General features: G+C 41.3%; 15 protein-coding genes and 1 tRNA gene. 9 read left to right on the top strand and 7 right to left on the bottom strand.

Annotation, left to right across the window (positions count from 1 at the left end):
* Positions 1-42 precede the first annotated feature (42 nt).
* The 4 genes from J7E57_RS26370 to J7E57_RS26355 all read right to left on the bottom strand — a co-directional run bounded on the left by J7E57_RS26370 (position 43) and on the right by J7E57_RS26355 (position 7,070).
* Complete coding sequence (locus J7E57_RS26370; protein ID WP_215126257.1) at positions 43-1,032, bottom strand: glycoside hydrolase family 43 protein; 990 nt, start codon at positions 1,030-1,032, stop codon at positions 43-45.
* Positions 1,033-1,228: 196 nt separating this feature from the next.
* Positions 1,229-1,930: a DUF3823 domain-containing protein gene (locus J7E57_RS26365; protein WP_215126255.1), complete on the bottom strand. Its 702-nt coding sequence runs from the start codon at positions 1,928-1,930 to the stop codon at positions 1,229-1,231.
* Between the two features lie 12 nt (positions 1,931-1,942).
* A complete protein-coding gene (locus J7E57_RS26360) occupies positions 1,943-3,847 on the bottom strand; it encodes a RagB/SusD family nutrient uptake outer membrane protein (RefSeq protein ID WP_215126254.1) in 1,905 nt (634 codons plus the stop codon).
* A 19-nt stretch (positions 3,848-3,866) separates the two neighbouring features.
* Positions 3,867-7,070 carry a SusC/RagA family TonB-linked outer membrane protein gene (locus J7E57_RS26355; protein WP_251030044.1) on the bottom strand — a complete coding sequence of 1,068 codons (3,204 nt, stop codon included), beginning with the start codon at positions 7,068-7,070 and terminating at the stop codon, positions 3,867-3,869.
* A 1,688-nt stretch (positions 7,071-8,758) separates the two neighbouring features.
* On the opposite strand from J7E57_RS26355, the gene J7E57_RS26350 reads away from it, so the two are divergent.
* The 4 genes from J7E57_RS26350 (at position 8,759) to J7E57_RS26335 (ending at position 13,514) form a co-directional block, all read left to right on the top strand.
* On the top strand, positions 8,759-11,929 hold the full coding sequence (locus J7E57_RS26350) for a two-component regulator propeller domain-containing protein (protein ID WP_215132328.1): 3,171 nt from the start codon (positions 8,759-8,761) through the stop codon (positions 11,927-11,929).
* Positions 11,914-12,753 (top strand): response regulator, encoded by an 840-nt coding sequence (locus J7E57_RS26345; RefSeq protein ID WP_215132326.1) that lies wholly within the window; start codon positions 11,914-11,916, stop codon positions 12,751-12,753. Before J7E57_RS26350 ends, J7E57_RS26345 begins: the two co-directional genes overlap by 16 nt.
* A gap of 55 nt (positions 12,754-12,808) precedes the next feature.
* Positions 12,809-13,255 (top strand): DoxX family protein, encoded by a 447-nt coding sequence (locus J7E57_RS26340; protein WP_215132325.1) that lies wholly within the window; start codon positions 12,809-12,811, stop codon positions 13,253-13,255.
* Between the two features lie 172 nt (positions 13,256-13,427).
* Positions 13,428-13,514: transfer RNA gene (locus J7E57_RS26335), tRNA-Ser, on the top strand.
* A gap of 233 nt (positions 13,515-13,747) precedes the next feature.
* On the opposite strand, the gene J7E57_RS26330 is transcribed toward J7E57_RS26335, so the two are convergent.
* Positions 13,748-14,068: a hypothetical protein gene (locus J7E57_RS26330; protein ID WP_215132324.1), complete on the bottom strand. Its 321-nt coding sequence runs from the start codon at positions 14,066-14,068 to the stop codon at positions 13,748-13,750.
* 400 nt (positions 14,069-14,468) lie between these two features.
* Here J7E57_RS26330 and J7E57_RS26325 point away from each other — a divergent pair, with 400 nt between their 5' ends.
* Together J7E57_RS26325 and J7E57_RS26320 are read left to right on the top strand one after the other, a co-directional pair.
* Positions 14,469-14,816 carry a winged helix-turn-helix transcriptional regulator gene (locus J7E57_RS26325; RefSeq protein WP_251030043.1) on the top strand — a complete coding sequence of 116 codons (348 nt, stop codon included), beginning with the start codon at positions 14,469-14,471 and terminating at the stop codon, positions 14,814-14,816.
* Positions 14,817-14,829: 13 nt separating this feature from the next.
* Positions 14,830-15,999 (top strand): DUF3095 family protein, encoded by a 1,170-nt coding sequence (locus J7E57_RS26320; RefSeq protein WP_215132323.1) that lies wholly within the window; start codon positions 14,830-14,832, stop codon positions 15,997-15,999.
* 38 nt (positions 16,000-16,037) lie between these two features.
* Here the strand turns inward: J7E57_RS26320 and J7E57_RS26315 are convergent, their stop codons facing one another.
* Both J7E57_RS26315 and J7E57_RS26310 read right to left on the bottom strand, forming a co-directional pair.
* Positions 16,038-16,457, bottom strand: a complete 420-nt coding sequence (locus tag J7E57_RS26315; protein WP_215132321.1) for an OsmC family protein — start codon at positions 16,455-16,457, stop codon at positions 16,038-16,040.
* Positions 16,458-16,515: 58 nt separating this feature from the next.
* Positions 16,516-17,310 carry an alpha/beta fold hydrolase gene (locus J7E57_RS26310; RefSeq protein ID WP_215132320.1) on the bottom strand — a complete coding sequence of 265 codons (795 nt, stop codon included), beginning with the start codon at positions 17,308-17,310 and terminating at the stop codon, positions 16,516-16,518.
* Between the two features lie 211 nt (positions 17,311-17,521).
* Between J7E57_RS26310 and J7E57_RS26305 the strand changes: the two genes are divergently transcribed.
* The 3 genes from J7E57_RS26305 to J7E57_RS26295 all read left to right on the top strand — a co-directional run bounded on the left by J7E57_RS26305 (position 17,522) and on the right by J7E57_RS26295 (position 19,876).
* Positions 17,522-18,118, top strand: a complete 597-nt coding sequence (locus J7E57_RS26305; RefSeq protein WP_215132319.1) for a Crp/Fnr family transcriptional regulator — start codon at positions 17,522-17,524, stop codon at positions 18,116-18,118.
* Between the two features lie 151 nt (positions 18,119-18,269).
* Positions 18,270-19,103 (top strand): alpha/beta fold hydrolase, encoded by an 834-nt coding sequence (locus tag J7E57_RS26300; RefSeq protein ID WP_215132318.1) that lies wholly within the window; start codon positions 18,270-18,272, stop codon positions 19,101-19,103.
* 500 nt (positions 19,104-19,603) lie between these two features.
* Positions 19,604-19,876, top strand: a complete 273-nt coding sequence (locus tag J7E57_RS26295) for a DUF4242 domain-containing protein (RefSeq protein ID WP_215132317.1) — start codon at positions 19,604-19,606, stop codon at positions 19,874-19,876.
* The last annotated feature ends 133 nt before the right edge of the window (positions 19,877-20,009 follow it).

Here is a 20,009-nt window from a genome sequence, read left to right as displayed (position 1 = left end):
TTAAATCGGCCTGTTTTTATCTCAATATTTCTACAAATACAATCAATTAATCCTTGCTGCGTTTTGCATTAAAAACCGAAAACTTTCGGGATCGATCTGCATGCGAAAACTTCCATTTTTCTCTTTTATAAAGGCGGCTTTGATTATAGCTGTAGCTCTTGGGGATACTTTATGATTTGAATGATGCGTGTGGAAAACATATTGTAATGCTCCGCTTTTATCCATAAAGAAATCGCCATGCCCGGTGCCATTTATTTTCAATACCTTTTTACTGATAATCGGGTTGCCCTGAACCTTTATCCATGGTCCGGTAGCTGAGGTTGAGGTAGCATAACCCACTGCATAATCAGGATTTCTGAAATCATTAGCCGAATAAAAAAGATAGTAAAGATTATCCTTTTTGATTACCGTTGGCCCTTCGGTTACCGGCCAATCGGTTTTCGCTGTATTTTCCCAGGCTGCTGTTCCTGACAAACAAAATTTTGTTGTTTCAGGGATTACATCAGAAAAATCGTCTTTCAGTTCTGTTACAAAAATCCTGTTGCCATGATCGAGCTTTACATGGTAGAGGTAGTTTTTCCCATCAGTATCAGTAAACACAAAAGGGTCGATCTGCTTGCCTGTACCTGAAATTGCTTTTAATTCTTCTTGGACAAAGGGCCCCGCTGGGCTATTACTATGCGCAATGGCAATCTGCTCATCGGCAGTATAAGCCATAAAATAAGTTTTGCCTCTTTTAAATACCTGCGGTGCCCAAAAACCCTCGCTCCCAAAGGAATCGCCCTTTTTTAATGCAAATCCTTTATTTTTTCCGGTCGGTTTGGTCCAGTTTTTAAGGTCGCTGGATGAATAAACCAGAAAGCCTTCACCGCTACTTGTGCCATATAAATAATATACACCGCCATCCAAAAAAATCGTTGGATCGGCCAGATAAAGGGTGTCATTCAATGCCTTTTTGTACGGATTGGCAAATGCTTGCTGGTCCATAAAAAATACTGACGCGCTTAAAAAAAAGGCAAAAAGATATTTCATTTAATATGATTTGCTAAGGGTAAGATAATGATTATTAATAATGATTCGATTGATTGTCATTCCCACCCTGATTGGGAATCTTAATGCATAATGTAGATTGGTTACATGCGCATTAAGATTCCCGCCTGCGCGGGAATGACGAAATTTTAAAAATCCATTTTAATTATAATCTAACTTCTTAAACGCCTTCAGGCCTTTAAAAACTTACTTTGGTTACAGGCGTAAAAATCAGGTCGTCTACTCCTGCAATTTTGACCCCTATCCTGGCAAAAACATAATTTTGTGTCGGTACAATCGTAGGGATACTTACACTCATATTTAAGTTATTCAGGTCGGCTAGGGCTGCCCCCCTAAGTTCTTGTACCCCGATATTATTACCTCCATCTACAAACTGTGTTTTGTTGATATACAGCGATACACTTTCTATATCTTTTGCATTGGCATCGGTGATGATTTTTTCCAGTTTGCAGAATCCGTTCACTTTTCCAGATGCAGCTGTTAAACTAGCGCCGCGGATCATGTAGTAAGACATTACTTCTATATCCATCACTTTGTTACCGCTGATATTTACCGCTATGGTATCTTGTTTACCGGCTGCATTCTTTTTCCACAAAAACGGCCCCTGGTTTGGTGAGAAAACCAGTTTATAGTTGCCATCGAATAACTTAGCCGAAAAATTACCATCCTGATTAACATATACGTTTAATGCGGAGTAGTTGCCAAAGCCTGATTGCCAAAGTTCGAAGTTTACCTGGCGGTACTGCACATTGATTGCTTCGCCCTTATACACGATCCTTCCTGTGAAATCGGCCGCGGGTGCTTCGTAATTATCCTTTTTACAAGCGGAGAATAACACGGTTATAATTGCCCCTATGATGAAATAAAGTCTATTTTTCATGTCTGTATCTGATTATTGATTAGGGTTTCTGATAATTTTCGGGTTGCCATTAAGCACATCCTGCCCGATTGAAGAGTAATAATTGCCGATGCGGAAGCGGTGCGCTGCCGTTACACGGCTGGGTTTAATCACCTTAAAAATATACTTTAAATGATTTGCATTACCCGGATTATAGTATTTATAGGGCCACAAGCCAAACACTTGTGTGCTGGTACGTGTTGCGCTACCGATATTGCTGGCATTGGTAAAATCAGCAACCGACATATTGTTGCCGTTCCATACCTTATCGGCCAGTCTCCAACGTTTCATATCCCAAAGCTGATGTCCTTCAAAGGCGAATTCTACTTTGCGTTCGTGTACAATCCGGTCGAAAGTAATATCGGCCGGACTTAATGCTGTGGTTAATCCTGCACGGTCTCTTACCGGTTTAATATAGTTGGCTGCAGTAGCTGCATCGCCCAATTCAAAAGCAGCTTCGGCAGCATTTAACAATACCTCGGCATAACGGTAACGAACCCACCATACCTCACTTCGGGTACCAATCTGACCTGAGCCTGTAGCAGGATCTAAATATTTACGCACGTAAAATCCTGACTGTGCGCTGAATTCAAGCCCATCAACAGGACCATCACCGCCCACTACCTGCACCGAACCTGGGTTACCGGGAAGTACATTGCTTTTACTTTGCGCAAAATTGTCGCCCGTTACAATTGTACCATTTGCCAATTGATAGCCCGCCCATATATCTACCGTTTTACCTTTAAACTGTGTTCCAGGGAGAATTACAGTGCCGGCTAAACGTGCATCGCGGCCAGCAAAAATATCGGTGATATTGGTGTAATAAACCGGGTTTCCGCTGCCATCAACAGCAGCCAAAGAGGCATAAGTATTATCTAGCTTTTCGAAAGACTGCACCAGATTTAACGAAGGGTTTAACCTTCCTCCCTGTGCTTCTTCGGCAGAAGAGCGCGGTTGGTTATCGATTGTAAAACCATGAACTTTATTGGTTTTCAATTTAAAATCTTTAGCAAATATTACCTCCGGATTGCTGCCTTTATCGGTAAAAAGGGCTGCAAAATTATCCGACAGATTTGGGTTCTTTTTGTAAAGCGAATATTTACCGCCATCGATAATTTCTTTTGCGGCATTTAAGGCTTTGGTAAAATAACCATTGGCCATTGCAGCAGGAATGCCAACCTCTCCACCTGGAAGGGTTAATTGGGCATTGCTATATTTTGCAATTGAACCTGCATAAAGTGCAGCTCTCGATTCCATGGCCAGTGCCGCAGCTTTTGTAGCCCTGCTTTGAATGGTTGCATTATCTGGAAGTACGGTTTTAACGGCTTCCAGTTCAGCAATCACAAAATCGTAAATTTCAGATTCCTTTGCCCTTGGATATTGCAGGTAACTTGGATCTCCGCTATAATCATAAGCCAGGGGAACAGTAATCAAAGGCACACCGCCCATTCTTTTTACCATCTCGAAATAAACACCGGCCCTGATAAAACGCGCTTCAGCTAAAAAACGGTCTCGGTCTTCAGTCTTTAAAGCGGTCGCTTCCTGCCCACGTTTAATAAACAGATTCAGGTCGTTTACCAGCCTGTAAACGCCCATATCCCAGTATCTCCATGCGTCGTATCCATATTCCAGGTTCTGATGACGACCATAATCGCCGCCCGCTGAAGCAAAACCCTCATCAAAATCGGCAAATAACCACCATGATTCGATACGTTGAAAATCAGGGAAACGATCGTACAGATCGCCAACCACAGTAAGTACCAGGTTAGGGTCTTTCCACACGGCATCAATCGGCAGCGTACTGGTTGGCTGTTTATCCAAAAATTCGGAATCTTTTTTACACGACTGCGCAAAACTCAAACATGCAATGGCAGCAAATGCGTATATATATATTTTCATTTGATTAGTCTTTTTCATGTTACAGCGTTAGTTTAAGGCCTATATTAAAGAACTTGTTCTGTGGATATTGCAATCCATTATCGTCTGCAATTTCCGGATCTACACCATAATCTTTCAGGTTATCGATAGAGAACAGGTTATACCCGTTTACATATACCCTTGCATTCTGGATCTTGATTTTTTCTGCCCATCTTTTTGGAATGGTATAACCAATTTCAAGTGTACGGGCACGCAGATAACGTACGTTGTGCAACCAGAAAGTCGAGTTTCTGGTATTGTTACTATGATCGCGGTCATTAAAACGGATTGCAGGATATTTACCAGCCACCCATGGGCTGTTCAGGTCGTAAAGATTAGTGCGGTGCCAACTGTCATCAGCAAAATTCTGCAATAAAGCACCTCCGTTCTGGAATGCCCAGCGCTGCTCCCAGTTCTGGTTCCAGGAATACATGGCGCCACCAGAAAAATCTGCAGTGAAATCGAAGTTCTTATAAGAGCCACCGATGGTGAAACCAAAGCCGACGTTTGGCTGCCCCGCCGTGGTATAACCAATCGGCCTTTCGTCTAACCCATCAATAATCCCATCGCCATTCTGATCTTTGTAAATTAAATCGCCGGGCAATAAAGAGCGGTTGCCTTTTTCATCGATATTTACTTTGTAATTATTAATTTCATCGATACTCTGAAACTGACCGATTACTTCGTATCCCCAAAAAATATCGGCATATCTGTTGGTACCATTACTTCTGTAATTCTCCCATGAGTTGCCAAAACGTGGTTTATATCTTTCTAAAAGTTTCTTTCTGCTAATGGAAATGTTTCCACCAACATTGTAGTTAAACTCGCCGATTTTATCTCTGTAGTTTAAAGAGAATTCACCTCCAAACTGTGCATCGCTCTCCAGATTTTCAGCATTTAGCGGGTATCCGAGTTCAATTGGAACAATTACGTCGTTTTTAATGGCTTTTAAACCAGTGCGTTTTCTATAAAAATAATCAGCCGTTCCCGAAAGTTTACTACCGAACATCGTAAAATCAATACCGATATCGGTAATTTTGCTTTTAAACCAACTCAGGTTATTAATAATAGGGCCTTTATCTCTTGATGTTGTGATGTTTTTCCCATCCAATATCACACTGCCTTGGTTGTAGTTATAACCTGGGATATAGGCAAAGGGATCGATATCCACATCATCATCCCCTAATACCCCATAGGAAGCACGAAGTTTCAAATCGTTTAAGATGTTGCTTTCGCCCAAAAGCGATTTCATAAATTTCTCTTGCGTAATTCTCCATCCAATTGATGCCGAAGGGAAATAACCAACACGCCTATCTGGTGCAAACTTCCAAGAGGCATCTCTACGACCTGAAAGCTCCAGGTAATATTTATTGTCGTAGTTGTAATTTAACCTACCCACGTAACCGATACGGGCCTGCTCTTCCTGTATATCAGCAAAATCCTGCCCATCCATATCGGCAAACTGCAGCACAGGTAAAATATTAGTTTGTGGTACAGCGTGCTGAAAGGTATAAGTTCTAAAACGATCCAAGCGCTCGGCTACCAATACCCCACCAACGGTATGTTTACCAAAAGTGCGGTTATAATTGGCCTGAAGCTGATAGGTATTGGTGTATACTTTTTCATTTCTACGCTCTCTGTAGGGGTTTGAACTGCCTACTTTTTGTTCATAAATGCCTGTTTCGGGATGGTAGGTATATACATTATAGGTATACTCATGTCCATTAATTACGTTATCGGCGATGTAATAGGAATATAAACCTTTAATTTCTAAACCTTTGATTGGTGTTTCATAAGAGGCTGATAAATTGGTCTGCAAAACTCTCCAGTCTGATTTCCAGTAACCACTTAGCGCTTTACTCTGTACAGCGAACTGCTCTGTATTGTGCCCGATATCGTTCGGATAATTCGGATTGCCATTGGCATAGGCCTGTTCGGTAGGCCTGTTTCTCAACAAGGCAAAACGGGCAGCCCAGTAATCATCTCCCCCTGGTACACCTGGCTGATCGCGGCTTTCGATACGGCCATTGATGAGCATACCCACCTTAAAACGATCGGTTATTTTAGCCTCAATATTACTCTGGATATTGGTCCGGTTGAAATCGAATTCCCTCGCTGTGCCATATACCCCTTTCTGATCTAAACGGGTAGCAGAAAAGTAATAGTTTACCCGGTCACTTCCACCCGAAGCACTTAGGTTTACTGAAGTTTGGGGTGCGTTAGGTGCAATGATAATGTCTTTCCAGTTCTGGCTTTGATAGCCATATTCTGTACCTGCTTTCCATTTATCCAGTTCGGCCTGGGTAATACTGGTTGCGCCGTTCTGGTTCATTTCTGCAGTAGCCTGCCCCACTTTCCATTGGTAAGCATTGGTCGTTTCCGGGAAACGCACCCAGTTCTGCCAACCCGTGTAAGCATCAACGCTAAAAGTATTGCGGGTACTGTTTTTTCCTCTTTTTGTGGTTACCAAAATTACACCATTTGATGCCCTACTACCATAAATAGCAGCCGACGCATCTTTAAGCACACTGATACTTTCGATATCATTAGGCGAAATATTATTAAATTGGCCGGCATCCTGTTGAATACCATCGATAACATAAAGCGGGTTACCCATGTTACGGATCTGGATATTGGCGCTCGCACCAGGTCTTCCGTCAGGCATCCTGAAAGATACACCTGGCAGCTTTCCGGCCAAGCCTGTACTCACGGTAGAACCGCCATGCACTTTTTCGAGATCTTTGCTGCTGATTGATGAAATGGCGCCCGTAATGGCTTCCTTTTTCTGTGTGTTGTAGCCCACCACAATAACCTCTGATAGATCGTTGTTAGATGGCTTAAGGCTAACATTTATTTGTGTACGGCCAGCTAATGCAACTTCCTGATTGGCATATCCCACATAAATAAAAATTAGGATAGCATTTTTATCGCTTACCTGAATTTTGAATTTTCCATTGCCATCGGTAGTCACTCCTGTGTTGGTACCCTTAACTTTAATACTGGCGCCAACAACCGTTTCGCCCTTTTCGTCGGTTACTGTTCCGGTAACAGCTGTTTGCTCCTGGGCACTGAGCTGAAAGGAAAGTAAGATTAAGGTGATGGAAGTAAAAATAGCGGAGAGGACTTTACGTTTCAAAAACATTTTTTGAAGCGGATACCAATCCAGGCAGACAAAGCCACCATAAGAGAATAAACTTCTTTTCATATTAGGTTAGGGATTTGGTTAGTTAAAGAGCTAAATGGATTTAGTTCTATTTAATTCTTATCCAAAGATTCGGTTTTTAGCTTTTCAGAGGGATACGCATTTGTATCAATCTTTCTTCATTTTGTCTCGATTTGCGTTGAAGGGGTTAATTAAGGTGGTCGTCATCCTGAGTTCTCCTCAGGATCTTAATAGCAATATATTAAGCATGATAGATACTGAAACAAGTTGATATATAGCGTGGAATCGCCATTCCCAACTTGACTGGGCATCGTAATGCAATTGTAGGCGGAAGAGACTTGTTTTGCGCTTTAAGATTCCCGTTTTCACGGGAATGACGCACGTTTGTATATTTGTGTCCACACGATAGGCACAGGCGGGAATGACGACCGATTTTTGGAATCCATCATCCTGATTTCAGCTCAGGATCTTAATAGCAACACATTTAGCATGATAGATACTGAAACAAGTTCAGGATGACGATCATGGGAAGAAAAGATCCGTCATCCTGAGTTCAGCTCAGGATCTTAAGCAACAATTTTTTTGGAAACGATGGGGCTGGCACATTTCGGTTAGGGCAGCCCTGCTATCACTCCAAGTCCTCGCTCATGCTTCGCTCCGGGCTTTTCGTTCTATCCGGTTTATTTAACAAAGGCCTGTAGCGCTATTGATATCTGCCTCGCCGGGTTTTGCGTTAGGGATTGTAAGGGTTCAGTACCGATCCTTCATCGGTACCGGAGCGAAGCGCAGCCCTGAAAAGCCCGACCCTTGCGCAGCTTAGGTAACGCCCAATCAGTTGGCAGTTGGCAATGGACAGTTTTGTCGCGTTACCGATATGTTGCTGAAGTGATCATTGTTTTTTTGGAAAATGAGGGGGCCGGCACGTTTCGGTTAGGGAAGCCCTGCTATCGCTCCAAGTCCTCTCCCGATAGAAAAAATCGGGTTCCGGGCTTTACGTTTTATCAGGTTTATTTAACAAAGGCTTATAGCGCTATTAAGATCTGCCTCGCCGGGTTTTGCGTTAGGGATTGTAAGGGTTCAGTACCGATCCTTCATCGGTACCGGAGCGAAGCGCAGCCCTGAAAAGCCCGACCCTTGCGCAGCTTGGGTAACGCCCAATCAGTTGGCAGTTGGCAATGGACAGTTTTGTCGCGTTACCGATATGTTGCTGAAGTGATCATTGTTTTTTTGGAAAATGAGGGGGCCGGCACATTTCGGTTAGGAAAGCCCTACTATCACTCCAAGTCCTCGCTCATGCTTCGCTCCGGGCTTTTCGTTCTATCCGGTTTATTTAACGCAGGCCTGTAGTGCTATTGAAATCAGACTTTGCAGATTTTTTACGCCGGGTTTTGCGTTAGGGATTGTAAGGGTTCAGTACCGATCCTTCATCGGTACCGGAGCGAAGCGCAGCCCTGAAAAGCCCGACCCTTGCGCAGCTTGGGTAACGCCCAAATTAGTCTGCAATTAGCAATTGACAGTTTTCAGGGTCTATAAAAAGCGTACACTCAGATTAGTCTGCAATTGGCAGTTTACAGTTTTCAGGTCTATAAAAACTGTATTTCTTAAATCTTTAAGGTTCTCCCAAATAAAAATGGGATCTGTCTCAATCTTTCTACTTATCCGCTCAAATTCAATTTAGCCTGAAAACAAAGCATTTCTTTAATATATTTGATGCTGCTGACCAAGATATCTTGAAAAAACTCTTCATCCTTTTATGTCTTTTGTTTCCGGTGCACCTGCTGTGGGCGCAACCTTATTATTTCAGGCATTATCAGGTAGAAAACGGACTTTCTAACAATACCGCCTTTTGTAGTGTGCAGGATGGAAATGGTTTTATGTGGTTTGGCACAAAAGATGGCTTAAACCGGTTTGATGGTTATTCTTTTAAAACCTATCGCCACGACCCGGACCAGGCTGGCAGTTTAGGCAACGATTTAATCTATGCACTTCACCACGATCGGGAGCAAACACTTTGGGTAGGTACCAACAGCGGCGTGTACCAATACAATCCGGCAAAAGAAAGCTTCAGCATCATCAAAGAAACCAAAGGGATGCGGATTATAGATCTGGCCAGCGATCAGCGTGGAAATTTGTGGATCTTGTCTTCATTCAAAATATACCTATATCAAAAGCACAGTAAGAAAATACAGGCTTTCACCCATAATGCGCCTTTCGATGCCTCACTGGTAACGGTTTTAAAAGATGGCAGCGTATGGATCAGTACCGGAAAGGGGACGCTGGAAAAATACAATGCCAAAGCGAATAATTTTCAGCGTTTTAACATCAACGGTAAAAATGCAAAAATAGAATACGGCTGGGTATCCAGAATTGCGGAAACCGAAAATGGCAATTTATTGGTTGGCACCACCAATCAGGGGGTCAAGCTCTTTAATCCGGTAACCCTGGCATCAAAAAATATACTGCGGTTAAACGACGACCACACACCAATTTTTGTACGGGATATCAAAAAAACAGGGCCTCATGAGTTTTGGATTGCCACCGAATCGGGCATTTACATTTACAATGACGAAAACGGAGCGATTATCCATATTAAAAAACAGTACAATAACGATTATTCTTTAAGCGATAATGCCGTTTACACCATTTGCCTTGACCGCGAAGGAGGCGTTTGGACAGGCACCTATTTTGGCGGTGTAAACTACTATTCGAGCCATACTTCCCTGTTTACCAAATACTTTCCTCAAAAAGGCACAAACTCGATCAGTGGAAGTGACGTTAGGGAAATTACCAGGGATGGCAACGGAAATTTATGGATCGGTACGGAAGATGCCGGCCTGAACAAACTCGATGTAAAAACAGGAATATTTAAACACTTCTTACCCGATGGAAAACCCGGAAGCATTGCCTATTCCAATATCCACGGTTTATTGGTTGACGGCGGCAAACTATGGGTTGGTACTTTCGAACATGGACTGGATGTTTTAGACCTGAAAACAGAAAAGGTAATCAAACATTACCAGGCAGGCGTTGGAAATGCCTTACGCACCAACTTTATTGTTACTTTCTGTAAAACACGGTCTGGTGAAATTTTAGTGGGGACCATTAATGGGATTTATCGCTATAACCGAAAACGCGATGATTTTGAACCTGTTGCCGGCCTCCCCTTTATTTTTTACTATTCGATTATTGAAGATAGCAAGGGCAATATCTGGGCGGGTAGCTTTAACGATGGTTTATTTCAGTTTAACTTATCCAACCCTGGATATGTGAACTACCAAAATAGCCCGACAGATGCGAAAAGTTTAAGTCATAACACCGTAAATAGTGTTTTTGAAGATAGTAAACAACAGATTTGGGTGACCACAGACGGTGGTGGGCTTTGCAGGTTTGATCAGAAAACACATCAGTTTAGGCGTTATGGTATAAAAAATGGCTTTCCGAGCAATTACCTTTTCCGCATTGAAGAAGATGCCGCAAATAAGTTCTGGATTAGTAGTACCAGGGGCCTTATCCATTTTGACCCATCCACGGGTTTAAACAAAACCTATACTAAAGCTAACGGATTACTTACCGATCAGTTCAACTACAGTTCTGCCTATCAGGATGAGGATGGCCGAACCTATTTTGGGAGTGTAAAAGGGCTGGTCAGCTTCAATCCGGCCAACTTAAAAGCAGCATCATACGAAACCCCTGTATTTTTAACCGGATTTCAGATCAACAGCTTAGAAATAGGTTTAAATGGGGCAGATTCTGTTTCTGATCAATCGATCGTTTATGCCGATATCATCGAACTTAACTACAACCAATCTTCTTTTAGTATCGATTTTGCGGCATTAAGCTATCTATCTCCCGAAATGACGGAATATGCCTATAAAATGACGGGGCTTTATAAAAACTGGGAATATTTAAAAACCAACAGGAAGGTTTATTTTACCAAACTTGCTCCTGGGAATTATATTTTTGAAGTGAAAGCATTGGTTGAAGGAAGTAGTACCTGGAGCACTAAAAACGCGAAGTTACTCATCAAAATCCGTCCTCCTTTTTACCTTAGCCCTATCACCTATCTGCTCTATCTGATCGCGGCAGGTGGAATTATCTTCTTTCTGGTACGAAGCTATCACCGAAAAATCGCATTAAAAAACAGCAGGCGGATGGAAGTTTTTGAGCATGAAAAACAAAAAGAAGTGTATCAGGCGAAAATCGAATTCTTTACCAATGTTGCCCACGAAATCAGAACGCCCCTTACACTGATTATCGGCCCGATGGAGAAACTGATTAAACAGGCTGATGCCGTACCCGCGATAGAAAAGAATTTACGGATTATGGAGCGAAACACCGATAGGCTGCTCAAATTGACCAATCAGTTACTGGATTTCAGAAAAACCGAAACCAGCGAATTTTCATTAAATTTCGTAAAAGCCGATATTTCAGAAATCCTGAAAGACGTATTTCTTCAGTTTCAACCTGCTGCAGAACAGCATGAGATGAAGTATAACCTTCATTTACCTGAGAAAAAGCTCCTTGCCTATATCGACGTAGAGGCCTTTTACAAAATGATCAGCAATTTGGTAGACAATGCCATTAAGTACGGAAAAACCATGGTACAGATCAATTTATCATTGCAGGAAGGCGATAAGTTTGCTGTGATGGTAAAAAACGATGGACATCGCATCCCAATTGAAATTAAGGACAAGATATTTGAACCTTTTTTTAGGGGCAAAGAAACAGAAATTAAGGCAGGAACCGGAATAGGTTTATCGATTTCAAAATCGCTTGCTCAACTGCATAGCGGGGAGCTTTATTTTGATTTTAATGACCATGATTTTAATATATTTGTATTGGAATTGCCTATCCATCAACTTATAGAATTTAACCTGAACGGAAAATGGAAGAAATTATAGGCAAGCTGACCATAAAAGATACTGAAGATATGGAAAGATCTGTAGTGTTGCTGGTTGATGATAATGAAGATATCCTTGATTTCATTTCAGATGATCTGGAAGAAAAATACCATGTACTACAGGCCCGAAACGGTATAGAAGCATTAGAAATATTACAGCGTGAAATTGTTCAGCTCATTGTTAGCGATGTAATGATGCCCGAAATGGACGGTTTTGAATTTTGTGCGAAAGTAAAATCTACCTTAGAATTCAGCCATATCCCCGTTATCCTGCTTACCGCAAAAAATTCATTGCAATCTAAAATTGAAGGTTTAGAACTGGGTGCCGATGCCTATGTAGAAAAGCCATTTTCTCCTGAGTTTTTACAGGTACAGATTTCGAGCCTGATTAAAAACAGGAACAAAATCAAAGCATATTTCGCGAGCTCCCCCCTGCTCCACCTTAAAAGTATTGCATATTCAAAGGCAGACGAGCTGTTTTTAGAAAAATTACAGGAGACCATTAACAAGAATATCAGCAATCAGGATCTGGATGTAGAACATCTGGCAGAAAAGATGAATATGAGCCGGCCAACCTTATACCGGAAAATTAAATCCATTTCTAACCTTAGCCCCAATGAACTGATTAATTTGGCAAGGCTAAAAAAAGCGGCCGAGCTTTTAAATGAAGGGGTACTGAAAATTTACGAAATCTCAGAAATGGTTGGTTATAGCTCTCAATCTCACTTTGGAAGGAACTTTGCCAAACAATTCGGCATGTCGCCAACCGATTATGTAAACAGTAAAACTGTTGATAAAAAAAAAGCCTTAAAATCAAATAGTTAGCCATTGTTATTTTCTTAATTTTTCCGTAAATTGTCATAACCAAAATATAGAAGTTATGAACATGCTTAAGAAAATCCAGATCTGGGGCGATCACCATCACCCAAAATGGTTAGACTATTTTAGAATCTTATTAGGCCTTATTTTAATTTGGAAGGGTATTGATTTTTACATCAATATGCCAGCCTTTAGTAATTTAATGAGGGGCGCTTTCTTAGGCACGGCTGTGAGCATTAGCTTACTGGCCCACCTGATCATTATGTTACATCTAATTGGGGGCTTAGCCATCACCTTGGGCACACATACCCGTGTATTCTGCCTGGTTAATTTACCAATACTGATCGGGGCGGTATTCTTTGTAAATATTTCTGGTGGAATTTTTAAACCCTATTCAGAATTTTGGTTTTCGGTCTCCGTATTAATCGGGCTCGTTTGTTTTGCAATTGAGGGAAATGGCGTTTTATCGGTAGACCGGGAAAAAATTTACCCTAAAGAGGCGCTTTAGTTTAAACCTAAAGTCCAAAATTGTAGCTAAAATGGCCTTTATTGAGCCTATATATGTTTTTTTGAAAGTTTTTATGCGAGCTAACTAAATGATTAGCAACGCTTAAAATATTTATGCAAATATTTGATTCGAAATCATTTGCAGATTTGCTTCAAGTTCGTACTTTTGCAGCGGAGAGTTGGCAGAGTGGTCGATTGCGGCAGTCTTGAAAACTGTTGACTTGTTAAAGGGTCCGCGGGTTCGAATCCCCCACTCTCCGCAAAAGTGCAAAAGCGCGTGTTTTTAGAACACGCGCTTTTATTTCTATACGGCATTGACAATCAACTATTTACAAAACAACAAAATGAACACCATTTGATGGGTATTAACGATTTATACTAAAAATCGTACTGTTTTTCCAAAAATAGACCATAAAACCCCGAGAGCATTAGGGGATTCGAACACCTTCAATTTACATCCTCAGCGGCCAAAAGTGCAAATTTCACTATAAAATTAAGTACTTTTCTGGCCTTCTACTCTTGACAAATTATTACCAATGCATAATTCATGCTTCAGGATCTTATCGACCATATCATTAGCCATTTGTTCTGGAAGGTTATTTGTGGATATATCGTTTGGTTCATCTGCTTTGTTAACTACCTTTAAACCAAAGACAAGCCTAGCTGCGTTATTCAAAACATCATCAATCGTAAACTCTTTCTGCAGAACTGGCCCGGTCTGTAATAGCATAGTAAGGAGTTCTCGTTTTTTGATAGAATTATACCGATTCCATATTATACCTAGTAAAGATAGCTGTAGGGTTTTTCTTCCCATTCCGTTAATCCGTCCTGATTAGAATAAAGTCGTCATTTTCTATTTCATCAAACTTAAGAACTACCCCATCATCAAATCGATATATATTAGATACTTTCTAAAATATCCTCTTATATATGAGTCCCTATTTGAACACCTGGTTCAAAATACTTCTGTCCCAAACCAGGATCCTAAATTTCAGACTTGTTGAGACAGATAAATATCTTTATTTTTCTTTTCATAAAAAAAACGGATTGACATGGCAATCCTGTTTTAATTTCTAAGTGTTGATCAGGGGAAATCCGCCTGGCACTTGGTGTAAACAAAATATGTTAGGTTTCCAGTTTAAAAACCCCTAATTTTACTATATTAAAGTAAGTGTTTTTAGGATGTTCGGCACTTATTTCGGTATTGCAACCAGATGGAAAAATTATATACCAAGGAAACATTACAAGCTATGATCCAACCAGTAACAGATGCCGTTTATGTGCTGAACGGCAAATGGAAATTAGCTATTCTCATCTGTTTAACCTTTGAAAATATGCGTTTCAGGCAATTGACAAATGAAATCCCTCAGATTACCGACCGTATGTTATCCAAAGAGTTAAAAGAATTGGAAACGAATCTATTGATCAGACGGACGGTATCGCCAACTGCCCCGAAAAGATTTGAATATTCAATTACCGATCATGGAAAATCTTTGCATAATGTGGTTATCGAGCTGCATAAATGGGGATTAAAACACAGGCAAGAGATTTCTCAAAGGTAAAAACCGAGCCGTTATGAGCAACAATAAATCAGACTTATTCTATACTGAGCTTGAGCAGTCCAGCCTCCCACTTGCAGAACTGTTTTCGTTAGATTCGGCCTTTAGTATGGTGCCAAACGACTGGGATATTATTCTAACGGATATCAAAAATTCAACCGCAGCGGTTTCAGAGGGCAAGCATCAAACGGTAAATCTGGTAGCTACCTGTACCATTGTCATAGTGCTTAACATTGCTTTTAGCAAAGAAATGGATATACCGTTTTTCTTTGGGGGTGATGGGGCGACTTTCATTGTCCCATCCTCGATAAGTGGAGATATCATGAGTGCGTTAGGAAGCTTTAGGGCCAGCACGAAAGCAAATTTTAATCTTGATCTTAGGATTGGGGCCATTCCTGTAAGGGATATTTATGCCGCCGGGTTTAAGCTGCAGATTGCCAAACACAGCAGATCCTCTGTTTTTTCAATGCCGGTTATCCTGGGGAACGGATTAAGCTATGCTGAAGAGCAGTTAAAGGGTACCGCCTATGATCCATTTAAAGCTTCATCCACTACAGTGCAAGCTGACTTAACTGGGATGGAATGCCGTTGGGACCAGATCCCTGTACCGGTAGACCAAGAGGAAGTGCTCACCCTCCTGGTTATCGGAAAAACCGAAAGCCAGGGCATGATCTTAAGCAAGGTACTTGCGAGAATTGATGCCATTTATGGCAGTGATAAGCAGCGCCGTCCCATTTCAACAAAAAAACTTAAACTTAAATCAACCTACAATAGGCTTCGGAGTGAACTGCTTGCCAAATACAATAAAGGCCGGCTTTCCCTTTATCTTGTAAACGGGATTTCCGGTCTGCTTGCCTATTTTTATTTCATGACCAGTTCAGGTAGGCGGTACTTAAGTGATCTGGTGGAAATGTCAGATAACCTGGTGCTTGATGGGCGGATCAATACGGTTATTTCAGGCACAAGAGCTCAAAGAATCCAGCTTGTTGAAGCCCTGGACAAACTGGAATCTGAGGGTGAGATTATCTTTGGCGCCCATATCAGTACTTCATCCATTATGTCCTGTTATGTCAGGGATATGAAAAACGCACACATTCATTTTGTCGATGGCTTCCAGGGTGGTTATACAATGGCCGCCAGAGAGATAAAGACCAAAAAATCAAAGAGCCCACCAGATATGATCTGATGGGCTTCAGGCAGGATGCTTCTACGTGCCATGGGTTATCAGCCATAAGTAACGGCTAATGTAATGGGAACATTCAATGCTTTGGAGACAATGCAATTTGCCTTTGCGCCTTCCGCTATTTCTGTAAATGTTGCCTCACTAACCCCATCAATAATGCTTGCTTTTAATTCCAGATGAATGCCGGTGATGCTTAATGCCTGCATGTCAAGGCCAACGATTGCATCAGTATAAATATCGCCTGCGGTAATGTTGTGATGTTCCAATGTTGCGCTAAGGGCCATCGAAAAACAACCTGCATGTGCTGCTGCGATCAGTTCTTCGGGATTGGTACCGATGCCATCGGCAAAACGGGTTTTAAATGAATATTGGATCTGATTAAGTACGGCACTTTGTGTGCTGATTTCTCCTTTACCTTCTTGTAAAGTTCCGTTCCAATGTGCTTTTGCTGTGCGTTTCATAATTTTTAGTATGATGTTAAAAAGAATATGTTGTTTAATTTTTATTGATTTATATTTATTACTTGCTTTCCGCGGTCAGGATTGCAGCTAATTTATCGGGCATGGAAATGAATGGGGTATGGCTGCTTTGAAGGGTGTATACCTTTGCCACTTTGCCCATCTTTACCATGTATTGCTGCGCAGGATAGCTGATCGCGTTATCATTAGCAGTATGAATATATACCTTTCTGATGCTTCCGAAATTTTTATCGGTCAAGTGTACCGGTGTGGCAAGTGGGGCTAACGGTTCGGCTTTAATATGGGTAGCGAGGTACTGCTGAACATGTGCAGGCGCATCTGTGGCAAAAATGTCTGCTACGGCATCTTTTGCGATTATTGCTGCTCCGTGCTCCTTGTCAATGGTCAGGGATTTACCGATATGGGAAGCAGGATCCTGTTTTGCCAGGGATAAAAGGCTGTCGCCATTATGTGGCAAGGCTGCTGCAAGGAAGATCAGTTCCTTAACCTGGGCTGGAATCTCTTCCGCTACCTGGCTGATCACAAGGCCAGCGAAACTGTGTCCTACCAAAATCACATTGGTGCGGGTTCCGATGGCTGCCTTTACCTGGTCAACATAGGTTTTGAAAGTAATGCCTGCAAATGAGGTGCTGTCTTTCCCGTGACCTGCAAGGTTAACATTGATCACTTCTTCACCCCCGGCTTTTAACAAAGGGGTTACAGCATCCCAGGAAGATGCATCCGACCACGCGCCGTGCACAAGCACTATGGTTTTAGAATTTTTGTTGGTTGCTTTTTGGGCCTGAGCAGTAAAACCTAGTACACTCATTGCCATCATTATAATTGCTTTTTTCATCTTGTTTAATGCCTAATTGTTTAGGACAATACAAACATCGGGAGATGCCGCAGCAATAAGTTTAACCCAGGTTAATATCGAAAAATGAACTAAAATTTTGAAAAGGCATTTGGCTGCTTTAATGTTTGCGTCTGTTAATCAACAATATTGTTACCCCATCACTATACCGTATGTTAGTATTCTATGCATTTAAAATCTATAATTTTAGGGCATGTCAGAGCATACAACAGAAATAGATTTATTACGCACGGTTTTGGGATCTGCCGGTATGAAGCCGGAAGCATTTGAATTGTCCCTGCCCCACTGGAAAGTGAAACAATATAAAAAGGGGGAGTTTTATAACGAATATAAAAATGTCTGCAAGCACCTGGGTTTTGTGATCAATGGCGTGTTCAGGATCTACCGGGTAAACAGTGAGACGGGCGAGGAAAAGAACATGCTGTTTTTTACCGATCGCCAGTTTGTGGCATCCTATAAGAGTTTTATGAGCCAGACCGCCTGCGAATATTATACCGAGGCCATGGTAGATTCGCTTATCCTGTATATCCATATCGATCACCTCAATGAGCTTTACGTGCAATCCCACCAGTGGGAACGCTTTGGAAGGATCGTCGCCGAAACGGCTTTTCATGAAGTGATGACCAATACAGAAGGGTTTTTATTTAAGACTCCTGAGGACCGTTACCGGGAAATGATGGAAAAACACTCAAATATTTTCAATTCGGTACCCGGTTACCATATTGCCTCTTATCTGGGGATCCAGGGGCCTTCACTGAGCCGCATCCGTAAAAGGATGGCTGGAAAGTAAGGCTCATTAACTTACCTCGCTCCCAGGCTTCTGGCTTGCAACAATCCCCTAAAAATTGTTTAGGGGATTTTCGATTTTAACCTGGGTTAAACTTATCCGCATGTTATATCCGGATGTTTGTGATGTCCTAAACAATTAGGCATCTCAGATCATGAAAAAAATTATATTAACCTTACTTTCTGTAGCTACTGCTACCATTATGTTCTCATCTTGTTCAAAAAAAAATCTTGATGATATGAAACCCGCTGCCAAAAATTATGTTCTAGTACACGGCGCATGGCAGGCCCCTTATGTGTGGGACGCTGTAAAAACAAGCCTGATCAATGAAGGCAACAATGTGACCGTTGTAGAACTTCCGGGCCACGGCAGCGACAATACTGTTCCTTCAACAATTACTTTAAATCTTTACAGGGACAAAGTGGCTGATGCTTTATCAAAAATAAACGGCAAAGTTATCCTGGTAGGCCATAGCCTGGGTGGTATGATCATTTCGGCCGTTGCCGAGCAAAATCCTTCGAAGATCGAAAAGCTTGTTTATCTTGCTGCTTACTTACCGACTTCCGGACAATCACTGTTTGACCTGGCCGGTACCGACGCAGGATCAAGCCTTGGTGGTTCAGTCAACGGACAAAAAACACTTACGCAAAACGATGCTAACGGAACCCTCGAGGTAGCACAAAATCAGATTGTAAGCATCTTTATCCAGGATGGTTCCCCTCAGGTTCAAAACCTTGTTTTAAAAAATTATCGTCCCGAACCAGCCATTCCATTTATTACACCGGTGACACTGACTGCTGCCAATTTTGGTTCTGTCGAAAAAGTTTATATCAAAACCTTACAGGATCACCAGCCACTCTGCATTCTTAGCAAAACCAGATTCTGTGGTGATATTGTTAACCAAAATAGGAAAATAATAACGCCGGAATTTGATAATATATCATCAATGAAACCGTCTCATAAGTTAATTATGGGGCGTTTTTTTTAATTAACGCTCACTAAAGATACCTAGTAGAGGCTTTCAGGAATTCTCTACTAGGTAATATTACGTTCCAAATAATGTAAATCCGCATTAAATAACACTAGAGGCTTTAAATCTGCTACCTGTTCAGTTTATAAATTTTCGTCACCCTCCATTCTCTTCTTATTCTTATATATTTCCCTGATTATTCTAAAAAGTTCCTGTAGATGTTGCAGTGGGTAATCCGATTCCCCGCCAGAGAAAAATAAAAAGCCTTAAATCGTAAGATTTGAGGCTTTTCTCGTTTCAAGGGATGGCATTTTGCCCAAATCCCGGATCAATCCCAAAATCCCTAGTTAAATTACTATGATAACACATAAACCATTTATTTTTTCGTAAATTTAAGTATTGGTATTTCAGCTGCAGCTATTCTGAATTTTCTCCCGGTTTCTAGTGCTTCCCCTGCAGCCACAAACCATAAATCTCCCTATTTAACTGAATTTTTAAACAATTTAAAAACTATTATCATGCCTAAGTATGTAATTGAAAGAGAAATTCCTGGAGTAGGAAAATCAACCGCGGAACAATTAAAAGAAATTGCAAAAGCATCTAACGAGGTGTTAAGCAAAATGGGACCACAAATACAATGGGTAAACAGCTATGTGACAGACAATAAGATCTATTGCATTTACAATGCTCCAAATGAACAAATGGTCCTGGAACATGCTAAACAAGGTGGATTCCCAGCAAATTCAATAAGTAAGGTCTCAGCCCTTATGGATCCGATAACGGCGGAATAGAATATATTATTTTCTGTAAACACACCTATCTAGCCCTATCTTGCGCAAGTCTCCTATGTTTACAAAAGTTTAAATTCGTAAATATAATTGAAAAAAGATGAGAGCACATGCAAGTCTAAATAACTATCAAGAT

It is taken from the genome of Pedobacter sp. ISL-64, assembly GCF_018613605.1.
In the GTDB taxonomy this organism is placed as follows: domain Bacteria; phylum Bacteroidota; class Bacteroidia; order Sphingobacteriales; family Sphingobacteriaceae; genus Pedobacter.
This window is presented reverse-complemented; position numbering and strand designations above follow the sequence as displayed.

What these genes read in the sequence shown, in the direction of transcription:
- J7E57_RS26295 (WP_215132317.1), top strand. Translation starts at nt 19,604, where the DNA reads ATGCCTAAGTATGTAATTGAAAGAGAAATTCCTGGAGTAGGAAAATCA.
- J7E57_RS26340 (WP_215132325.1), top strand. Translation starts at nt 12,809, where the DNA reads ATGAACATGCTTAAGAAAATCCAGATCTGGGGCGATCACCATCACCCA.
- J7E57_RS26330 (WP_215132324.1), bottom strand. Translation starts at nt 14,068, where the DNA reads ATGGGAAGAAAAACCCTACAGCTATCTTTACTAGGTATAATATGGAAT.
- J7E57_RS26305 (WP_215132319.1), top strand. Translation starts at nt 17,522, where the DNA reads ATGTCAGAGCATACAACAGAAATAGATTTATTACGCACGGTTTTGGGA.
- J7E57_RS26345 (WP_215132326.1), top strand. Translation starts at nt 11,914, where the DNA reads ATGGAAGAAATTATAGGCAAGCTGACCATAAAAGATACTGAAGATATG.
- J7E57_RS26370 (WP_215126257.1), bottom strand. Translation starts at nt 1,032, where the DNA reads ATGAAATATCTTTTTGCCTTTTTTTTAAGCGCGTCAGTATTTTTTATG.
- J7E57_RS26365 (WP_215126255.1), bottom strand. Translation starts at nt 1,930, where the DNA reads ATGAAAAATAGACTTTATTTCATCATAGGGGCAATTATAACCGTGTTA.
- J7E57_RS26360 (WP_215126254.1), bottom strand. Translation starts at nt 3,847, where the DNA reads ATGAAAATATATATATACGCATTTGCTGCCATTGCATGTTTGAGTTTT.
- J7E57_RS26315 (WP_215132321.1), bottom strand. Translation starts at nt 16,457, where the DNA reads ATGAAACGCACAGCAAAAGCACATTGGAACGGAACTTTACAAGAAGGT.
- J7E57_RS26300 (WP_215132318.1), top strand. Translation starts at nt 18,270, where the DNA reads ATGAAAAAAATTATATTAACCTTACTTTCTGTAGCTACTGCTACCATT.
- J7E57_RS26310 (WP_215132320.1), bottom strand. Translation starts at nt 17,310, where the DNA reads ATGAAAAAAGCAATTATAATGATGGCAATGAGTGTACTAGGTTTTACT.
- J7E57_RS26325 (WP_251030043.1), top strand. Translation starts at nt 14,469, where the DNA reads ATGGAAAAATTATATACCAAGGAAACATTACAAGCTATGATCCAACCA.
- J7E57_RS26320 (WP_215132323.1), top strand. Translation starts at nt 14,830, where the DNA reads ATGAGCAACAATAAATCAGACTTATTCTATACTGAGCTTGAGCAGTCC.
- J7E57_RS26355 (WP_251030044.1), bottom strand. Translation starts at nt 7,070, where the DNA reads ATGAAAAGAAGTTTATTCTCTTATGGTGGCTTTGTCTGCCTGGATTGG.